Origin of the sequence: Kitasatospora sp. NPDC093558, from assembly GCF_040683475.1 — a bacterium.
Lineage (GTDB): Bacteria > Actinomycetota > Actinomycetes > Streptomycetales > Streptomycetaceae > Kitasatospora.
In genome coordinates this window covers 30,649-48,024 of record NZ_JBFBDY010000001.1, presented here as the reverse complement: position 1 = coordinate 48,024, position 17,376 = coordinate 30,649, and the positions used below count along the sequence as shown (strand labels likewise).

Here is a 17,376-nt window from a genome sequence, read left to right as displayed (position 1 = left end):
CACGTCACACCGGAGTCGCTGGACTCATCCAGCGGAATACCGCATCATTGACCATCGTTAGCACTCATCAGGCGCGAGTGCCAGGAGGAAGACAAGTGCCCACGTACCAGTACCAGTGCACCGAGTGCGGCAACGGCCTGGAGGCGGTGCAGAAGTTCACCGACGACGCGCTGACCACCTGCCCCGACTGCCAGGGGAAGCTGCGCAAGGTCTTCTCGGCCGTGGGAGTGGTCTTCAAGGGCTCCGGCTTCTACCGGACCGACAGCCGCTCGTCGTCGAGCAGCTCGGTGAGCTCCACGTCCTCCAGCTCGTCGACGTCGTCGTCCTCGACGTCCTCGACCTCGACGTCGTCGTCCTCGGGCTCGTCCTCCCCGGCTCCGGCCGCCGGCTGACACCAGCACGCGGCGAAGGCCCGCTGCCCCGCTCACGCGGTGGCGGCGGGCCTTTTTGCCGTTCCCGGAGCCGTCCGGCGTCGATCCGGCAGTCCTGAGGCGTCCCCGAGTCGTCCCTGGGTCGTCCGGCAGTCCTGGTCCGGCAGTCGTGGGTCAATCCGGACGGGCCCGGACCACTCGTGCGGGTGTACGAAATTGTCCACAGGGCCGGGTTTGTCCACAGGCTGCGGATAACGTCTTCCGGCTTGCGGCGCGGGCGCTCATCGTGGGGTCACCAGAGGCCGACCGACCCCGGAGGTGGTTCCCGATGAACGCCCTCAGCCACGCCGTCCCGCCGCCCGCGCCCACCGTCCCGCCCCGGCGGGCGGTGCCGAGCTTCCGGCCGATCAGGCGCGGGGCCGGCCGGCGGCACCGCTGGTGGCACGCCGTCCGGCGACGGGGCGGGGTGCCGGCGCTGGTGCTGCTCGCGGTGGCCGCGGCGCTCGCGTTCGGGCCCGCGCGGGCCGGGCTGACGCCACCGACGGGTGGCGCGCTGGGCCGCGCGGGTTGTCAATCCGGCACTTCGGGTGATCACCCGTAACCGGTCGACGACTTCGTCGTTCGAGGCGGCATGAAGGGCTTCAAGGAATTCCTGCTGCGTGGAAATGTCGTCGAGCTCGCCGTCGCCGTCGTCATCGGTGCGGCCTTCACCAACATCGTCAACGCCTTCGTCAAGGGCGTGATCAATCCGATCGTCGGTGTTTTCGGGACGAAGGATCTGGCGTCCTACAGTTCCTGCCTCAAGGGGCCCTGCGAGGTTTCCCCCACCGGCGAGGCCGTGTCCGGGATCCTCATCCTGTGGGGCTCGGTGCTCAGCGCCGTGCTCCAGTTCCTGATCACGGCCGCCGTCGTCTACTTCGTCCTGATCGTGCCGATGAACCGCATGGCCGCCCGGCGCAAGAGCCTCGCCGAGGAGGTCGCGGAGGCCGAGGCCAAGGAGGTCCAACTGCTCACCGAGATCCGCGACGCGCTGGTCTCCCCGCTGCGCTGAGCGCGGTTTCCGCCCCCCGTTCCGCCCTCTGTCCCGCCCCTTGTCCCGTTCAGTCGCCGTGGTGCGGCGGGCGCTGGCTCAGGTACCAGTCCAGCCCCCGCCCGCTCCCGGCCCCGGGGCGGTCGCCCCAGCCGGAGTCGGTGTCGTCCCGGGACAGCCGGTCCAGCGGGTCCCCAAAGACGAGGCGCGCCTTCGTCCGGGCCTTCTCGGCGGCCTCCCGCTGCTGCACCGTCGGCTCCTGTGCCACCTGCTCCTGCCCCTCCACCTGTTCCGGTCCCTGCTCGCTCACCCTGTTCACCCCGCTGCTCGCCCCCGGTCGTCCTGTCCCTCAAGCCTAAGAGCCCGTGACACGCCACGGGCCCGGGTGCGGAGCGCTCCGCACCCGGGCCCGGGCAGGGCTCGGTTCTCCTGCGGGGGATCCTCGGTCGGCCCCGCCCGGGATCCCTTACGCCGCCTCGAAGCCGGCGTGGTCGGCGATCTTCTTCAGCTCGGCCAGCGCGTGCTTCTCGATCTGCCGGATCCGCTCGCGGGTGAGGCCGTGCTGCTTGCCCACCTCGGTGAGGGTGCGCTCGCGGCCGTCCTCCATCCCGTAGCGGGAGCGGATGATCGAGGCCGTCCGGTCGTCCAGCCGCCCGATCAGGTCGTCCAGCTCCTCGCGGCGGAGCATGACCATCACGGCGTCCTCGGGGGACGTCGCCCCGGTGTCCTCGACCAGGTCGCCGAACTGGGTCTCGCCCTCGTCGTCGACCGACATGTTCAGGCTGACCGGGTCGCGCGCCCAGTCCAGCACGTCCTTGATCCGGGCCTCGGTGGTGTCCAGCTCGGCCGCGATCTCGGCCGGCTCGGCCTCGCGGCCCAGCTCCTTGGACTTCTCACGCTGCACCCGCCGGATCCGCCCCAGCTCCTCGACCAGGTGGACGGGCAGCCGGATGGTGCGGGACTGGTCGGCGATCGACCTGGTGATCGCCTGCCGGATCCACCACGTCGCGTAGGTGGAGAACTTGAAGCCCTTGGCGTAGTCGAACTTCTCGACCGCCCGCACGAGGCCCGCGTTGCCCTCCTGGATGAGGTCCAGCAGGGGCAGGCCACTGCGCGGGTACCGGCGGGCGACCGCCACCACGAGCCGGAGGTTGGAGCGGATGAAGACGTCCTTGGCGCGCTCGGCGTCGTCGGCTATCGCCTCCAGCTCCTCGCGCGTGGCGCCCTCGGGGAGCCCGCCCTCGTCCAGCAGGTGCTGGGCGTACACGCCGGCCTCGATCCGCAGCGAGAGCTCGACCTCCTCGGCGGCATCGAGCAGGGGCGTCCTGGCGATCTCGTCGAGGTACATGCCGACCAGGTCACGGTCGGCCTCAAGGTTGGTCGGGCGGGCCGCGCGAGTCCGGTCGGCCCTGTCGCGAACGACGGCACGGGTGGCCATGCTTGCTCCCTTTGCTGGTGTTGCCGAGGAATGCCTGCCTGCCCCGAGAGGGCAAGAATGCGGGCCCCAGGGGGCTCACACACGTAACGATCCAACGAACAGATTCCGGACAACATTCCCAAGTCGCTCAGATTCTTCCCAGTGATGCAGTATCCTGCCGGTTTTCACCCCGGTTCTGGACACAGGGTGATCGGCCGGGCACGTCGGGTGCGCGCCGCGCGACCGCTCCGGAGCGGATATAGCGGTGAACCCCTCGCGCGCACCGCGCGTTCCCGCACGCCCGGCTTTCCGCCCGCTCCCACACCCCGGCGCACGCAGGTCCTCCGCACAAAAGATGCGGAATCGCTATCACCGGAGCGTCCGATCGGCGCAGGACACTGGGAAGGTGTCAGGCATGCACCTGACCAACAGCGCGCCTGCCGCCACCGTGCGTCACCGCCGGCTCCTCCGGGGCACGGCGCTGGCGACGGGCTGCGCCCTGCTGTTCGGCCTGCTGGCCGTCCTGGTGACCCGGCACTGGCAGCCCCTCGACCGGTTCGACCACGACTGGATCGCGGACACGCACTCCTACGCCCGGGGGCACCGCGCCTGGACGGCCGCGGTGCAGACGCTCACCGACATCGGCGGCACGGTGACGATGCGTGCCCTGCTGGGCATCGCGGCCTGCTGGCTCTGGCTGATCGGCGCCCGGACGCTCGCCGGGTGGGCGGTCGCCCAGGCGCTGGTCGGGTGGGCCACCCAGTGGGGGCTGAAGTTCGCCTTCGGCCGCCAGCGGCCGTCCTTCACCGACCCGGTCTCGCACGCGGGCGGCCCGGCCTTCCCCTCCGGGCACGCGATGGCCTCGGCGATCACCTGCGCGGTGCTGGTCGGCCTGTTCTGGCCCCGGGCCGGCCGCTCCGGGCGGATCGCCGCCTGCGCGGTGGCCGTGGCGGCCGTGCTGACCGTCGGCTGGACCAGGATCGCCCTCGGCGTGCACTGGCCGAGCGACGTCCTGGGCGGCTGGCTGGCGGCCGGCTTCGTCCTGGGCACCGTCACCGCGGCGGTCGAGCTCTGGTGCCCCGGCGCCCTCGCGCGCGACATCCGGCGGGTCAACTGGCGTACGCGGCCGAGGGTTCAGCGCGTCGTCGTGCCCTCGTTCCGCCCCGCCCGCGGCGACCGCCCCGGCGACGGCGCCGATCACCCCGACCGAGCCGTCGGCTGACCGCCCTCGGTAGCGTGACGGGCATGTCCCGTACCCAGGAAGCCCTTCACGCGCCCGCGGCCCACGCCCGTTACCCGGAGCGTCCGTTGCGGATCGCCACCGTCCAGGCCCAGGCCGTCGCCGGCGACATCCCCGCCAACGCGGCCACCGCCGCCGAACTCATCCGCGAGGCCGCCGCCTCCGGTGCCCGGCTGGTGCTCTTCGCGGAGAAGTTCCTCGCCGGCTACGAGCCCGAGCTGATCAGTGCCGATCCGCTCAAGTGCGCAGTGCAGCCCGGCGATCCGCGCCTCGCGCCGATCGCCGAGGCGTGCCGCGAGACCGGCACCGCGGCGGTGGTCGGCACCGCCGCGCAGGACGGGTCGGACCTGCTCGTCTCCGCGTTCGTGTTCGGCCCGGACGGCACGGTCGTCACCCGCTACGACAAGCAGCACCTGTTCAAGTCCGAGCAGGGCTACTACCGCCCGGGGACGGTCGGTTGCAGCCTGGAGCTCGACGGCTGGCGGCTCGGCCTCGGCATCTGCTACGACTCCGGCTTCCCCGAGCACGCCCGCTCCGCCGCGCTGGACGGCTGCCACGCCTACCTGGTCGGCGCCCTCTTCAGCGTGGGGCACGGCCACCACGAGTCCCGCACCTGGTTCCCGGCCCGCGCGCTCGACAACACCCTCTACACGGTGCTCGCCAACCACATCGGCACCACCGGCGGCTGGCACACCTGCGGCGGCAGTGCGGTCTGGGGCCCCGACGGCCGCCTGATCGCCGAGGCCGGCGAGGACCGCCGCGAGATCGTCCTCGCCGACCTCGACCCCGCCGTCCTGCGCACCACCCGGGAGACCGAGCCCCTGCTCGCCGACCTGGCCGCCCACCCCACGCCCGTCCCCCGCGCCGAGCACGTCCTCGCCTGATCCCGCCTCAGCCGCCGGAGCGCCGCGAGCGCGCCCGCACGAGCGCCCCGGAACGCCGAGAGGCCCCCGACCGCACGGGTCGGGGGCCTCTCGGCACTGTGTGCCCCAGGCAGGATTCGAACCTGCGACACCGGCTTTAGGAGAGCCGTGCTCTATCCCCTGAGCTACTGAGGCGGGCCGTGTGGTCACGAAGCCGTCCACAGCGTACCGGATCGGGGGTGGGGGCGGAGGCGACGGCGGAGGCTCCGGGTGCCGACGGGGTGTCAGAGTGGGCCGCGTAGCCTTCAAGGAACGTGTTCGAGTCTCGAATTTCCGATCGAAGGTCCCGATGAGCCCTGCTGTGCACCGCGTCGGCCGACTCCTGCGGTCCGTGTGGCTGTGGCCGGCGGTGGTGATGCTCGGGGTCGGGCTGTTCCGGCTGGGGACACCGGTGCTGTGGCGGGACGAGGTCGCGACGTGGACGGTGGCGACGCGGTCCCTGCCGGACCTGGTGCGGCTGCTCCAGCACGTGGACGCCAGCAACGGCGCGTACTACCTGCTGATGCACGCCTGGACGACGGTGTTCGGGGACTCGACGGACTCGCTGCGGCTGCCGTCGGTGCTGGCGATGGCCGGGGCGGCGGCGTTCGTCGGGCTCTCCGCCGAGCGGCTGTTCGGCGGGCGGGTGACGGCGGTCGGCTCGGGGCTGCTGTTCTGCGCCGTGCCGCAGGTCTCGCGCTTCGCCCAAGAGGCGCGCGCCTACGCCCTGGTCACCTGCGCGATCGCGGCCGCGACCTGGTTCCTGCTGCGGGCGCTGGAGCGGCCCGGGTGGCGGCGCTGGGCGCCGTACTGCCTGGCGATGGCGGCGGCGGGGATCCTGCACCTGGTGTCGTACAGCACCGTGGCCGGGCAGGCCGCCGTGGTGCTGCTGCACCTGTGGCGCACGCGCGGGGCGGCGGACCGGCGGCTGCTCTGGCAGTACCCGGCGGCCGTGCTGGTGGCGGCACTGCCGCTGCTGCCGGTGGTGGTGCTGGGCGCCCGGCAGTCGTCGCGGCAGCTGGGGTGGATAGGGACGCCCTCGGTGGACGCGCTGTGGCACTTCGGCGAGAGCCTGGCCGGGGCGCCGGACGTCTTCATCGCCGTCGTCCTGCTGGCGGTCCCGGCCGTGGTGCTGCCGGGCCGGCGGGTGCAGGCCTTGCAGGCACTGCTGCTGGCGGTCGTGCCGGTGGTCGGCGTCTGGCTGGTGTCGCAGGGCGGCACGTCGTACTTCGTGGACCGGTACCTGCTGTTCACCGTGCCCGCCTGGGCGGCGCTCGGCGGGGGCGGCGTGGCGGCGGTGTACAAGGCGCTGACCGGCCTGGCCCGGCGCGGCCCGCGCCGGACGCGGCTGCGCGCGGCCGGGATGCTGCTGGTCCTGGCGCTGCTCGCGGTGCCCGCCTGGGCGGCACTGCCGAGCCAGGCCACGGTGCGCTACGAGTCGGCGCACTCGCACGAGCCGTTCCGCGCGGCCGCCGGACTGATCGCCGCCGGCTACCGGCCCGGGGACGGACTCGCCGTCCCCCTGGGTGACCAGAGCTGGGCCATGATCGGCCCCGGCGTCACCTACTACCTGCCGGCGGACGTCCGCCCCTACCCGGTGTTCGTCGCGCGCGGCGCGGTCGAGGCGGCGGACCTGTCGCCGACGGCGTGCACCGTCCCGGCCGAGTGCCTGGGGCAGGGCGAGCGGATCTGGCTGGTCGTCCTCGGGGAGACCACGGACCCGCTCTCGGCCATGGACCCGAATGACGCCCAGGCGCTCCGGAGCCGCTACGGCGCCCCCACGCACATCACGCCGCTGGACGGGGCCACCCTGGCGCTGCTCGACCGACGGACCTGAGCCGGAGCCGACCCGGTCGGGCGTAAAGCCGGCCGGAGCCGACCCGGCCGGACCTGAGCCGGAGCTGACCCCGGCCGGACGTAAAGCCGGCCGGACGTGAACCCCGCCGGAGCCGGCCCGCACAGCCCCGGATGCGGCCGCACCGGGCCCGGGCGACCATGGAGCCTCGTGACCGAGGAGCGCCCGTGACCGACCGGCCGACCGGCCCGCCCACCGGGGGCCGCCGCGGTGGACGGACGGCCCGGCTCAGGGAGCGCGGCGCCGGGGCGGCCCGGTACGCGCGCGGGCTGCCCGACCAGGTGCCGCTGGTCGGACGGGCGGTGCGCCAGCTGGTCCGGGTGAACCTGCTGGACTGCGCCACCCGGCTGGCCGCGCAGGCCTTCCTCAGCGCGCTGCCGGCGCTGTTCGTGGTGGCGGTGTTCGCCCCGGTGTCCTTCCGCGACCACGTCGTGCACTCGCTGCACAACGAGCTGGGGATCCGGGGCGCGGCGGAGCAGTCGGTCGAGCAGGTGCTGGCGAACGGGCGGGGCGAGGCCGGTTTCGGGGCGCTCGGCGCGCTGTTCACCGTCCTGTCGGCGACGACGCTGAGCCGCGCGATCCAGCGGGTGTGCGAGCGCTGCTGGGAGCTGCCGCGGGCGGCGGCCCGGCTGGCGGCCTGGCGCTGGCTGGTGTGGCTGCTGGTGTGGCTGGTCTGGCTGGTCTTCCAGGCACCGCTGTGGGACGGCTTCGGGGCGGGCCGATGGCTGGGGCTGCCGATGACCTTCGCGGGCTCGACGGCGCTCTGGTGGTGGACGCAGCACCTGCTGCTGGGCGCCCGGGTGCGCTGGCCGCCGCTGCTGCCGGGGGCGCTGCTGTGCGGGGTGGCGGTGGTCGGCCTGGGGGTGGCCGGGCGGATCTACCTGCCGCGCGCGATGGCGCACAGCGTGGCGCGGTTCGGGACGTACGGGGTGGTGTTCACCGGGCTGTCGTGGCTGATCGCGACCTTCACCGGGTACACGCTGGCGCTGGCGCTAGGGCGGGTGCTGGCGGAGGAGGAGCCGCTCGCCCGCCTGCTCGGGCCGGAACGCGGTGAGGCCCCGAACGCGGCGGGGCCTGGAACGCAGTGAGGCCTGGAACGCAGTGAAGGGGGAGCCGGCGATCCGGCTCCCCCTTCAACGGCCCGGGCTCAGAGCGTCCGGGTCAGCCGGGACTGGATGGACGGCGGGTTGAGGTCCGACTGGAGGGCCACCCGCACCTCGCTCTTGGTGTCGCCCTCGCCGACGCGCAGCGTGCCGATCTCGGTGCCCGCCGCGGCGTGGTGGGCGACCTTGCCGGCGTCCAGGGTCACGGTGCCGCCGATGCCGGGGAAGCCGGCCACGACGAGGTCCTTGGTCGCGACGACCGGGACCTTGCCGCCGAGCCCGTTGTCGACGTAGCCGACGACGTCGCCCTTCTTGACGACGGTCTGGCCGGTCACGCCGTTCTGCGCGGCCTGGATCTGCTTGCCGCTGACCTTCAGCACCGTCGGCAGGATGCCGTCGCCGGGGTTGGCCGAGGTGGCCTGCTGGCCGAGCGTGACGCCGAGGATCAGCCGCTTCACGCCGGCGATCTCCTTGTACGCGGCCCACATCAGGCAGCCGCCGGCCGGGGTGCTGGAGCCGGTCTTGACGCCGATGACCCCGGTCTTCGGGTTGATCAGGTTGTTGGTGTTGGAGATCTTCTGGTTGTTGAAGGTGGTGTCCGGGCTGGACACGATCTGCCGGAAGATCTCGTCCTGCATGACCTGCTCGGCCAGCTTCAGCTGGTCCTTGGCGGTGCTCTTGGTCTCCGCGTTGTAGCCCGCCGGGTCGGCGTAGGTGGTGTTGGTCATGCCGAACTTGGCCGCGGTGTCGTTCATCAGCTTGACGAAGTCAGCCTCGGAGCCGTTGGAGTGGAAGCGGGCGAGCAGCCGGGCCACGTTGTTGGCCGACGGCAGCATGAGCAGCTCCAGCGCCTGGTACTCGGTGAGCACCTGGCCCTCGGTGAGCGTGACCCTCGATTCGTCGCTGTTGCCGGACTCCTGGGCGGCCTGCTTGTCGACGGTGATCTTGGGGCCACTCTCCCCCTTCTTCAGGGGGTACTTCTGCAGGATCAGGTAGGCGTTCATCACCTTGGTGACGCTCGCGATCGAGGCCGGCGTCTCCGGGCCGGAGCTGCCGAGGCTGCCGACGCCGACCACCTCGGCCGCGGACTGGCCCTTGGCCGGCCACGCGAGGTCGAGCGGGTCGCCCGGGAAGTTGTAGCTGCCGGCGGCGGACATCCGCACCTTCGCGTCCGGCAGCGGGCGCAGCAGCTGGGCCACGACGACCGCGCCGAGCACCACGGCGAGGAAGACCGTCCAGATGGTGATCCGCTTGAGCGCGCGCCGCAGCGGCGAGACCGGGCGGGCGTTGAGGGCCGCCAGGACCTCCATCGCCTCGGCGGTGTTCTCCGGCGAGGGCAGCGACTCGGGGACGGGCAGCGGCTCGGGGAGGGGCAGCGGCTCGGGCTTCGGCAGCGGCGGGACGGGCGGCACCGGCCGCGGGTCCGGCGTGGGCAGCGGCTCGGGCGCCGGGGTCGGGCCGGGCTCCGGGACGGGGGCCGGCTTCGGCAGCGGCTCGGGGCCGGGCTGCGGCTCGGGTTCGGGCAGGGGCGCGGGCGCCGGCGGCTCGGGGACGGTGCCGGAGGCGGCCTTGAGCGGGGTGGGGCGCGGCTTCTCCAGCTTCTCGGACGTCACCCGCGCCGGGGCCTTCGCTGCTGCGGGCTCCTCGGCGCTCTCGGCACCGGCCGGGTTCTCGACGGGCGCGGGCTTCTCGGCGTCCTCTGCGGGCGCGGGCGTCGGGGGCTTGGTCAGCCGCACCGCCACGACGGGAGCGTCGGCCTCGGGAGTGTCCTCCGCGGCATCTGCGGCATCCGCGTCGGCGGCTTCCACCGGGACGTCGGCCCCGGGCGTGTCGTCCTCCGCCGGAGCGTCGTCGGCCTCGCCGGCCTCGTCCTCCGGCTCCGTCGCGGCCGTCCGCATGCCGAGACGGGGATCGGCGCCCGACGGCCGGGCCGACGGCTCCGCGGCCTCGCCCCGCGTGGCATCCGACGCGTCGTCCGGTGCCTCCGGCGCCCCACCCTCGGAACTCCCGGCGCCGGACGGCTTCACGAGCTCGTCGGGCAGCCGCAGCGCCGTGGTGCGGTTGTCCACCGGCAGCCGCAGCATCGTGGTCTTGGTGTCCACATCCCGGACGCGGAGCTGCACGGTCGAGCCGCCCTTGGCCCCCGCCTTCGGCGCGTCGCCGGTCGCGTCGCCGGTCGCGTCGGCGGCAGCGGCAGCACCGGAAGCGGAATCGGAAGCAGAAAAAGCAGAAGCAGAAGAAGAGCCGGAAGCGGAGGCGGAGGCGCCGTCAGCGGCCGTTCCGACGGCGGTCGATCCGGTCCGTCCGCGCTCCCGGTCCTGCTCGCGCCCGCCGTCCCGCAGCACCCTGTCGGGGGACTCGCCCACGTAACCCAGCCTCCTCAACGCCCGGCGGGGCACCGGCAGACCCGATTTCGGGAAGCCGACGCCCCGCCCCGTGTACCTGTACAGTCTCCGCCACCGATGGGCGATCCGGCCGCGCACACCCCGCCCGACCGGCCCTTATTGCCGTCACACGGCCGTATCGCGGTCCGTTCACCGAACAGACGCCCGGCCCGCGCCCCCCGGTTCCAGGCCTTCACCGCAAGGTCACGATTCGGAGGCGTACTCGACAAGCCCGTGTGAGAGGCGTCACCCTGTCTCTCATCCACGCGGGGAGGCTTGGATGGGCAAGAGCCGCAGAACTGTTCCCGAGGAACTCTTGCTGCTCGCTTTGGACCCGACCACGGGTACCACGGCGCAGCCGCAGACCCTCGACCTCGGACTCGCCGGGGCGCAGCTCGTCGAGCTGTCCCTGGCCGGACGGATCGTACCGGAGGGAGACCGGATCGCCGTCGTGCTCGCACGGCCGACCGGCGACCCGACCCTGGACCACGCACTGGAACTGCTGCGCCGTCGCGGCAGTCCGGTCCGCGCGGCGCACTGGATCGGCGGGCCCCGGCTGGGGCTGCGCCAGACCTACCTGGCGCACCTGGAGCGCTGCGGCATGGTGACCGCCGTGCCGGGCCAGGTGTGCGGGGTGCTGCCGACGACGCGCTACCAGGCGTCCGACGACTGCACCAACGCCGCGATCAAGCAACGGCTGGACACCGCGATCCGCACCGGTGTGCCGCCGGACCCGCGGACGGCCGCGCTCGCCGCGCTGGCCCACTCGGTGGGCCTGGGCAAGCACCTGTACCCGGGCAACGAGGGCCGGTCCTCGCGGTCGCGGCTGCGCGACCTGATCCGGTACGACCCGCTCGGCGGGATGGTCGCGCACGCCGTGATGGACGTGCAGAACGGCCTGCCGGCACAGCAGAACCGTTCGGCCCAGGGGTCGTCCGGGACGGCGGGCACGAGCCGGTCCGCCGGCTCCTCCGGCGCCCGCGCGGCGGGCCGGGGCACCGGCGGCCGGGTGGCCGCCTCCCGGGTCGGCGTCCGCTGACGCCCGGTCCGGGGTCCGGGGGCGCGCCCGGGAACGACGGGCGGGTCGTCCGACGAGCCGTCCGGCTTCGCACCCGACGGCAAACCCGACGGCAGACCCGGCGGCACATCCGACGGCGCACGCCACCGCGTTCGCGCCGTCCGTGAGCGCCGAACGACCCGACGCACCACCAGCGGTACCCGCACCACCAGCAGTACCAGGAGCGAGGAGGGGCGGTCGCCCGCGACGGAAGTCGCCCGGCGACCGCCCCTCTGCCGTCCCCGAGGACCCCCCGGGTCGTCCGGGGACGGTCCGGCGGAGCCTGCCGCAGCATGTGCCACCAGCACGTGCACCGCCGGGAGCCCGCACGAACCAGCGCCGGTAGCAGTACCGGTTCGAGCCGCTGAGCCGCATTACCACCTGGAGGGCTCCGCCGTCTCGCAGAAGCGCTAATCCGATGATCCGTTCTATTGCGCTGCTGTGATTCCCCGGCGCCGACCTCGCCCAAGGTGACATGCTGCTCCGAGTCAGGGGGGTTGGTCCCAATGTCCGAAGTGTTCCGAGGACTGCCGTTCCAACGATCACCAGAGGTCCGGCCGGAGGTCGACGTGTCCGCCAACATCAATCCCACCGTGCGCCGACGGCGCCTGGGCTCGGAGCTGCGCAAGCTCCGCGAGGGCCTCGGGATGACCGCGGAGGAGGTGGCCGGCCGGCTGATGGTCTCCCAGTCGAAGATCAGCCGACTGGAGAACGGCCGGCGCAGCATCAGCCAGCGGGACGTCCGCGACCTCTGCGACGTGTACAACGTGTCCGACGAACAGATGCGCAACAGCCTCATGGAGATGGCCAAGGAGTCCCGCCAGCGCGGCTGGTGGCACGACTTCAACGACATGCCGACGCCCTACAGCGTCTACATCGGCCTGGAGGCCGAGGCCTCCTCGATCCGCGCCTACGAGTCCTCCTTCGTCCCCGGCCTGCTGCAGACCGAGCAGTACGCCCAGGCCGTCGTCGAGGGCACCCAGCCGGACACCGACGCGCTCGCCGTCCAGCGCCGGGTGCAGGTGCGGATGAAGCGCCAGGACCGGATCCACGGCGAGCACCAGCTGGGCAGCCTGTGGACCGTCATAGACGAGGCGGTGCTGCGCCGCGAGGTCGGCAGCCGCGAGGTGATGGCCCACCAGCTCAAGCACATGCTGGAGCTGAGCCAGCGGCCGAACATCACGATCCAGGTGATCCCGTTCTCCGCGGGCGCCCACCCCGGTATGACCGGGACATTCTCCCTGCTCGAGTTCCCCGAGTCAGCCGATTCCACGGTTGTCTACTTCGAAGGGGTGACGAGTGATCTTTACCTGGAGAAGGAGACCGACGTGCGCCGCTATACCAGTCTCTACGACCACCTGAGGGCGGCGGCGCTCGGTGTGGCGGAGAGCCGGACGCTGATAGCAGAGATTGAAGAGGGATTCCACCCATGAGCACCACCATCGAGAGCGGCGCACTCTGGCGGAAGAGCAGTCACAGCGGTGGCAACGGCGCCTGTGTGGAGATCGCCGTGCCGGCCGCGGGGGCCGTCGCCGTCCGGGACTCCAAGGACCCGCACGGCCCACAACTGCGCTTCTCCGCCGAGGCCTGGAACGCGTTCGCCGCCGCCGCCGGAGCGGGGGCGTTCGGACCGGGGGCGTTCGGACCGGCGGGACTCGGCACAGCCTGAACCCGGGCCGCTCTCGGCCCAGTTGCCCGTAGCGGTGCCCGTCGCCACCTCGGCGGCGGACATGGCTACGGGCAACTGTGCTTCCCGGGGCGTTCCTTGGACGCATCGCGCCCTGGACGCCAAGCGCCTTGGACGCCTCGTGCCTTGGACGCCTCGTGCCTTGGACGCCTCAGCCCACCACCGGGTACCGGACGGCCCACGCGGCGCCCTCCGGGGTGTCCGGGCCGTGCAGTTCGGCGCCGTGCACCAGCTCCAGCACGAAGTCGTCGGCGAGTTCGAGGATCGCGCCGCGCCCCTCCAGGCCCGCCACCAGCGGCGGCGGCAGCGCGGTGTCGCCGTGCAGCGCCCCGAGCAGGCTCCCGCAGATCGCGCCGGTGGAGTCGCTGTCCCCGGAGTGGTTGACGGCGAGCAGCAGGCCCGAGCGGACGTCGTGGGCGACCAGCGCGCAGTACACCGCGATCGCCAGCGCCTCCTCGGCGACCCAGCCCTCCCCCAGCGCCTCGACCCGGGCCGCGGACGGCTCGCCCGCCCGGACGGCGTCCAGAGCGGCCCGCAGCGCGGCGGTCGTCTCGTCGTGCGACTGCCGCTCGGAGAGCAGCGCCAGCGCGAGGTGGACACCCTCCTCCAGGGTGCCGCCGCGGGCGATGCTCTGGACGATCACGGCGAACGCGCCGGCCGCGAGGTAGCCCGTCGGGTGGCCGTGGGTGAGCACCGAGCACTCCACCGCGAGCTGGAACACCAGGCCCGGCTCCCAGGTGGTGAGCAGCCCGAACGGCGCCGCCCGCACCACCGTGCCGCAGGCCTTGGAGTGCGGGTTCTTCGGGTGCTCCAGGGTGCCGAGGCGTGCGCCGTCGGGCCCGCTCAGGCCGGTGAGGCTGCCCTGGCCGGGGGCGCGCTGGGCGTACAGCCACTCCTCGCGGCCGAGCCAGCCGAGGTCGGGGCGGCGCTCGTCCGGGCCCCAGTCGCGCTGCGTGGCGGCCCAGCGCAGGTACGCGAGGTGGAGGTCGGTGGGCGGGTGCCAGCTGCCGGTGTCCCGGCGGATGTGGGCGCGGATCAGGCCGTCGACGGTGAAGAGCGTGAGCTGGGTGTCGTCGGTGATCGCGCCGGTCCGCCCGTACGCGGGGAGGTAGCCGGTGACGCCGTGCGGGCCGTACCGGTCGAGGATCTTGTCCAGCGCCTCGAACTCGACGGCGGCGCCCAGCGCGTCCCCGATCGCGCCGCCGAGCAGACAGCCCCGCACCCGGCTGCGGAAGTCCTGCTGCTGTGCGCGTGACCACAGTGGCATCACGACGGGTGCGCCTTTCGTCCGGATTCGGCGGGTTTCGGGGCGGCGCGACGCTCGGGCCGGTCGCGCGCCCTGGCACCTTATGCGAAGACCCGCGCGAATCAATGGGACCCATCGCACACCGGTATCCCCGCCGGTGCCCCCGCCGGGTCCGGCCGCCGGCAGCACGGCGGCCGGACCTCCGGCCGGCTCAGTCCAGGACGGCTCAGTCCAGGCCGGGTCAGTCCAGGCCGGCTCGGTCCGGGACGGGTCAGTCCAGGCCGGCTCGGTCCGGGCCGGGTCAGTCCAGGACGGGCAGCAGCTGCGGCAGGTGGCCGTCGGAGGCGAGCGCGGCGGCCCGGCGCTCGGCGGGCACCTCGCCGTAGGTGGTGGTGCGCTGGCGGTGTGGACGGCCCGCGGCCTCGGCGATCGCCTGGAGGTCGCGCACCGACTTGTAACTCCCGTACGCCGAACCGGCCATGCGCGAGATGGTCTCCTCCATCAGCGTGCCGCCGAGGTCGTTGGCGCCCGAGCGCAGCATCTCGGCCGCGCCCTCGGCGCCCAGCTTGACCCAGCTGGTCTGGATGTTGGGGATGTGCGGGTGCAGCAGCAGCCGGGCCATCGCGACCACCGCGCGGTTGTCGCGGGCGGTGGGGCCCGGCCGGGCGATGCCGGCGAGGTAGACCGGCGCGTTGGTGTGGACGAACGGCAGGGTGACGAACTCCGTGAAGCCGCCCGTCCGCTGCTGGATCCCGGCGAGCAGCCGCAGGTGCCCGAGCCAGTGCGCCGGGGTGTCCACGTGCCCGTACATCATGGTGGACGAGGAGCGGATGCCCAGCTCGTGCGCGGTGGTGACGACCTCGACCCAGGTGGCGGCGGGCAGTTTGCCCTTGGTGAGCACCCAGCGGACCTCGTCGTCGAGGATCTCGGCGGCCGTGCCCGGGATGGTGTCGAGGCCCGCCTCCTTCGCCTGCTGGAGCCAGTCGCGGATCGAGAGCCCGGTCCTGGTGGCGCCGTTGACGACCTCCATCGGCGAGAAGGCGTGCACGTGGATGCCGGGCACGCGCTCCTTCACCGCGCGGGCGATGTCGAAGTAGGCGGTGCCGGGGAGGTCCGGGTGGATGCCGCCCTGCATGCAGACCTCGGTGGCGCCGACGTCCCAGGCCTGCGCGGCCCGGTCGGCGACCTGCCGGAGCGAGAGCGTGTAGGCGTCGGCGTCGGTGCGGCGCTGGGCGAAGGCGCAGAACCGGCAGCCGGTGTAGCAGACGTTGGTGAAGTTGATGTTCCGGGTGACGCAGTAGGTGACGTCGTCGCCGACGGCGTCGCGGCGGACGTCGTCGGCGATCCGGCCGAGCGCGTCCAGGGCGGGGCCGTCGGCGTGGAACAGGGCGAGGGCCTGGTCGTCGGTGAGCCTCGTCGGGTCGTCGGCGGCGACCGCGAGCGCCTCGCGGAGGTCGCCGGCGAGCCGCTGCGGGGCGCCTTCGGCGAGCACCTGCTCGCGCAGCACCTCCCAGTCGCCGTAGACGTCCTCGAAGTCGGCCCGGCGGTCGCCGGTGCGGCCCTCGGTGTCGATGGTGGCGTGCAGGTCGGTCCGCCCGTACGACTCCGGGAGGTCCTCGGGCTCCTGCCAGAGCAGGCCCACGACCGGCGCGTTCGGGTCGGCGAGGCCGGTCGCGGGGTCGGCCAGAGCGCGCACGTGCGGCAGGACGCGCGGGTCCAGCCAGGGCTCGCCGCGCCGCACGTACTCGGGGTAGACGGCCAGGCGCTCGCGCAGCTCGAAGCCGGCCGCCGCGGAGCGCTCGGCGAGGCGCTCGATCTGCGGCCAGGGGCGCTCGGGGTTGACGTGGTCGGGGGTGAGCGGGGAGACGCCGCCCCAGTCGTCGATGCCGGCGCCGATCAGCCGCTCGTACTCGCCGTCCACCAGGTTGGGCGGCGCCTGGAGGCACGCGGCCGGGCCGAGGACGTGCCGGGCGACGGCCACCGTGGCTACCAGCTCGTCGAGTTCGGCGTCCGGCATGCCGCGCATCGCGGTGTCCGGCTTGGCGCGGAAGTTCTGCAGGATCAGCTCCTGGATCCCGTGGTAGGCCCGGGAGACCTTGCGCAGCGCGAACAGCGACTCGGCGCGCTCCTCGTACGTCTCGCCGATGCCGATCAGCAGGCCGCTGGTGAAGGGGACGGAGCTGCGGCCCGCGTCCTCCAGGACCCGCAGCCGGACGGCGGGTTCCTTGTCCGGGGAGCCGTGGTGGGGGCCGCCGGGCTCGCTCCACAGGCGGGTGGCGGTGGTCTCCAGCATCATGCCCATGGACGCGGAGACGGGCTTGAGGCGCTGGAAGTCCGTCCAGCTCAGCACGCCGGGGTTGAGGTGCGGGAGGAGGCCGGTCTCCTCCAGGATGCGGATCGACATCGCGCGGACGTAGGCGATGGTGTCGTCGTAGCCGTGCGCGTCGAGCCACTCGCGGGCCTCGGGCCAGCGGTCCTCGGGCTTGTCGCCGAGCGTGATCAGGGCTTCCTTGCAGCCGAGTTCGGCGCCGCGGCGGGCGACCGCGAGGACCTCGTCCGGCGACATGTACATCCCGTGGCCGGCCCGGCGCAGCTTGCCGGGGACGGTCGCGAAGGTGCAGTAGTGGCACTTGTCGCGGCACAGCCGGGTGAGCGGGATGAAGACGCTCTTGGAGTAGGTGATGACGCCGGGCCGGCCGGCGGCCTCCAGGCCGGCGTCCCGCACCCGGGCGGCGCTCGCACAGAGGTCCCGCAGGTCCTCGCCTCTGGCCTGCAGCAGCACGGCCGCCTCGGCGGCGTCGAGCGTGACGCCGTCCCGCGCGCGGCGCAGGGCGCGGCGCATGGCGTTGACGGCGGGAGGCTGCGGGGCCGGGGAGTCGGTGCGGTCGTCGGCGGTTGCGTCCATGCCGCGACACTACGCCAGGAGTCGTACACCGGGAGGAGCCAACCCTGAGGACGTCTCAGGGTCGATGTACCCGGCGGGTCTACCCCGAAGTGGCCCCACAGGGCGATGACGCGCGTGCGGGGCGGGCCTCTAATGGAAGGGCAAGGCAATCGGGCTGGTAGGCAGAGGAGTTGATGACG

The 17,376-nt window shown here is 73.3% G+C and carries 15 protein-coding genes and 1 tRNA gene; 10 read left to right on the top strand and 6 right to left on the bottom strand.

The features are described 5' to 3' along the window. Nucleotides 1-95: 95 nt before the first annotated feature. The 3 genes from AB0O00_RS00270 (at nucleotide 96) to mscL (ending at nucleotide 1,422) form a co-directional block, all read left to right on the top strand. Nucleotides 96-392 carry an FmdB family zinc ribbon protein gene (locus tag AB0O00_RS00270; RefSeq protein ID WP_363647448.1) on the top strand — a complete coding sequence of 99 codons (297 nt, stop codon included), beginning with the start codon at nucleotides 96-98 and terminating at the stop codon, nucleotides 390-392. Between the two features lie 307 nt (nucleotides 393-699). Beyond that, nucleotides 700-972 (top strand): hypothetical protein, encoded by a 273-nt coding sequence (locus tag AB0O00_RS00265; protein WP_363647446.1) that lies wholly within the window; start codon nucleotides 700-702, stop codon nucleotides 970-972. A 30-nt stretch (nucleotides 973-1,002) separates the two neighbouring features. Beyond that, nucleotides 1,003-1,422 (top strand): large conductance mechanosensitive channel protein MscL, encoded by a 420-nt coding sequence (gene mscL / locus AB0O00_RS00260; protein ID WP_363647444.1) that lies wholly within the window; start codon nucleotides 1,003-1,005, stop codon nucleotides 1,420-1,422. Nucleotides 1,423-1,471: 49 nt separating this feature from the next. On the opposite strand, the gene AB0O00_RS00255 is transcribed toward mscL, so the two are convergent. Then, nucleotides 1,472-1,711, bottom strand: a complete 240-nt coding sequence (locus tag AB0O00_RS00255) for a hypothetical protein (RefSeq protein ID WP_363647442.1) — start codon at nucleotides 1,709-1,711, stop codon at nucleotides 1,472-1,474. Between the two features lie 156 nt (nucleotides 1,712-1,867). Continuing rightward, a complete protein-coding gene (locus AB0O00_RS00250; RefSeq protein ID WP_329932124.1) occupies nucleotides 1,868-2,839 on the bottom strand; it encodes a sigma-70 family RNA polymerase sigma factor in 972 nt (323 codons plus the stop codon). 394 nt (nucleotides 2,840-3,233) lie between these two features. Here AB0O00_RS00250 and AB0O00_RS00245 point away from each other — a divergent pair, with 394 nt between their 5' ends. Both AB0O00_RS00245 and AB0O00_RS00240 read left to right on the top strand, forming a co-directional pair. After that, nucleotides 3,234-4,040, top strand: a complete 807-nt coding sequence (locus AB0O00_RS00245; RefSeq protein ID WP_363647439.1) for a phosphatase PAP2 family protein — start codon at nucleotides 3,234-3,236, stop codon at nucleotides 4,038-4,040. A 23-nt stretch (nucleotides 4,041-4,063) separates the two neighbouring features. Then, entirely contained in the window at nucleotides 4,064-4,942 is an 879-nt protein-coding gene (locus AB0O00_RS00240; RefSeq protein WP_363647437.1) for a carbon-nitrogen hydrolase family protein, read from the top strand. 101 nt (nucleotides 4,943-5,043) lie between these two features. On the opposite strand, the gene AB0O00_RS00235 is transcribed toward AB0O00_RS00240, so the two are convergent. After that, nucleotides 5,044-5,116: transfer RNA gene (locus AB0O00_RS00235), tRNA-Arg, on the bottom strand. A 154-nt stretch (nucleotides 5,117-5,270) separates the two neighbouring features. Here AB0O00_RS00235 and AB0O00_RS00230 point away from each other — a divergent pair. Both AB0O00_RS00230 and AB0O00_RS00225 read left to right on the top strand, forming a co-directional pair. Next, complete coding sequence (locus AB0O00_RS00230; protein WP_363647435.1) at nucleotides 5,271-6,797, top strand: glycosyltransferase family 39 protein; 1,527 nt, start codon at nucleotides 5,271-5,273, stop codon at nucleotides 6,795-6,797. A gap of 185 nt (nucleotides 6,798-6,982) precedes the next feature. Next, entirely contained in the window at nucleotides 6,983-7,903 is a 921-nt protein-coding gene (locus AB0O00_RS00225; protein WP_363647433.1) for a ribonuclease BN, read from the top strand. A gap of 59 nt (nucleotides 7,904-7,962) precedes the next feature. On the opposite strand, the gene AB0O00_RS00220 is transcribed toward AB0O00_RS00225, so the two are convergent. Then, nucleotides 7,963-10,284: a D-alanyl-D-alanine carboxypeptidase gene (locus AB0O00_RS00220; protein ID WP_363647431.1), complete on the bottom strand. Its 2,322-nt coding sequence runs from the start codon at nucleotides 10,282-10,284 to the stop codon at nucleotides 7,963-7,965. A 298-nt stretch (nucleotides 10,285-10,582) separates the two neighbouring features. On the opposite strand from AB0O00_RS00220, the gene AB0O00_RS00215 reads away from it, so the two are divergent. The 3 genes from AB0O00_RS00215 to AB0O00_RS00205 all read left to right on the top strand — a co-directional run bounded on the left by AB0O00_RS00215 (nucleotide 10,583) and on the right by AB0O00_RS00205 (nucleotide 13,028). Then, nucleotides 10,583-11,341: a GPP34 family phosphoprotein gene (locus AB0O00_RS00215; RefSeq protein ID WP_363647429.1), complete on the top strand. Its 759-nt coding sequence runs from the start codon at nucleotides 10,583-10,585 to the stop codon at nucleotides 11,339-11,341. 587 nt (nucleotides 11,342-11,928) lie between these two features. After that, a complete protein-coding gene (locus AB0O00_RS00210; protein WP_363647427.1) occupies nucleotides 11,929-12,792 on the top strand; it encodes a helix-turn-helix transcriptional regulator in 864 nt (287 codons plus the stop codon). Further along, the gene (locus tag AB0O00_RS00205; RefSeq protein WP_363647425.1) at nucleotides 12,789-13,028 is read left to right on the top strand and encodes a DUF397 domain-containing protein; all 240 of its coding nucleotides are present in this window, start codon (nucleotides 12,789-12,791) and stop codon (nucleotides 13,026-13,028) included. The genes AB0O00_RS00210 and AB0O00_RS00205 overlap by 4 nt, the downstream gene beginning before the upstream one ends. A 169-nt stretch (nucleotides 13,029-13,197) precedes the next feature. On the opposite strand, the gene AB0O00_RS00200 is transcribed toward AB0O00_RS00205, so the two are convergent. Together AB0O00_RS00200 and AB0O00_RS00195 are read right to left on the bottom strand one after the other, a co-directional pair. Then, nucleotides 13,198-14,313, bottom strand: coding sequence for an ADP-ribosylglycohydrolase family protein (locus AB0O00_RS00200; protein WP_363647423.1), 1,116 nt, complete (start codon nucleotides 14,311-14,313; stop codon nucleotides 13,198-13,200). 280 nt (nucleotides 14,314-14,593) lie between these two features. Next, nucleotides 14,594-17,197 (bottom strand): bifunctional FO biosynthesis protein CofGH, encoded by a 2,604-nt coding sequence (locus tag AB0O00_RS00195; RefSeq protein ID WP_363647421.1) that lies wholly within the window; start codon nucleotides 17,195-17,197, stop codon nucleotides 14,594-14,596. Between the last annotated feature and the right edge of the window lie 179 nt (nucleotides 17,198-17,376).

Excerpts from the sequence above, each read along its gene's own strand:
- AB0O00_RS00245 (WP_363647439.1), top strand. The coding sequence starts at position 3,234 with ATGCACCTGACCAACAGCGCGCCTGCCGCCACCGTGCGTCACCGCCGG.
- AB0O00_RS00195 (WP_363647421.1), bottom strand. The coding sequence starts at position 17,197 with ATGGACGCAACCGCCGACGACCGCACCGACTCCCCGGCCCCGCAGCCT.
- AB0O00_RS00240 (WP_363647437.1), top strand. The coding sequence starts at position 4,064 with ATGTCCCGTACCCAGGAAGCCCTTCACGCGCCCGCGGCCCACGCCCGT.
- AB0O00_RS00265 (WP_363647446.1), top strand. The coding sequence starts at position 700 with ATGAACGCCCTCAGCCACGCCGTCCCGCCGCCCGCGCCCACCGTCCCG.
- AB0O00_RS00230 (WP_363647435.1), top strand. The coding sequence starts at position 5,271 with ATGAGCCCTGCTGTGCACCGCGTCGGCCGACTCCTGCGGTCCGTGTGG.
- AB0O00_RS00200 (WP_363647423.1), bottom strand. The coding sequence starts at position 14,313 with ATGCCACTGTGGTCACGCGCACAGCAGCAGGACTTCCGCAGCCGGGTG.
- AB0O00_RS00250 (WP_329932124.1), bottom strand. The coding sequence starts at position 2,839 with ATGGCCACCCGTGCCGTCGTTCGCGACAGGGCCGACCGGACTCGCGCG.
- mscL (WP_363647444.1), top strand. The coding sequence starts at position 1,003 with ATGAAGGGCTTCAAGGAATTCCTGCTGCGTGGAAATGTCGTCGAGCTC.
- AB0O00_RS00215 (WP_363647429.1), top strand. The coding sequence starts at position 10,583 with ATGGGCAAGAGCCGCAGAACTGTTCCCGAGGAACTCTTGCTGCTCGCT.
- AB0O00_RS00205 (WP_363647425.1), top strand. The coding sequence starts at position 12,789 with ATGAGCACCACCATCGAGAGCGGCGCACTCTGGCGGAAGAGCAGTCAC.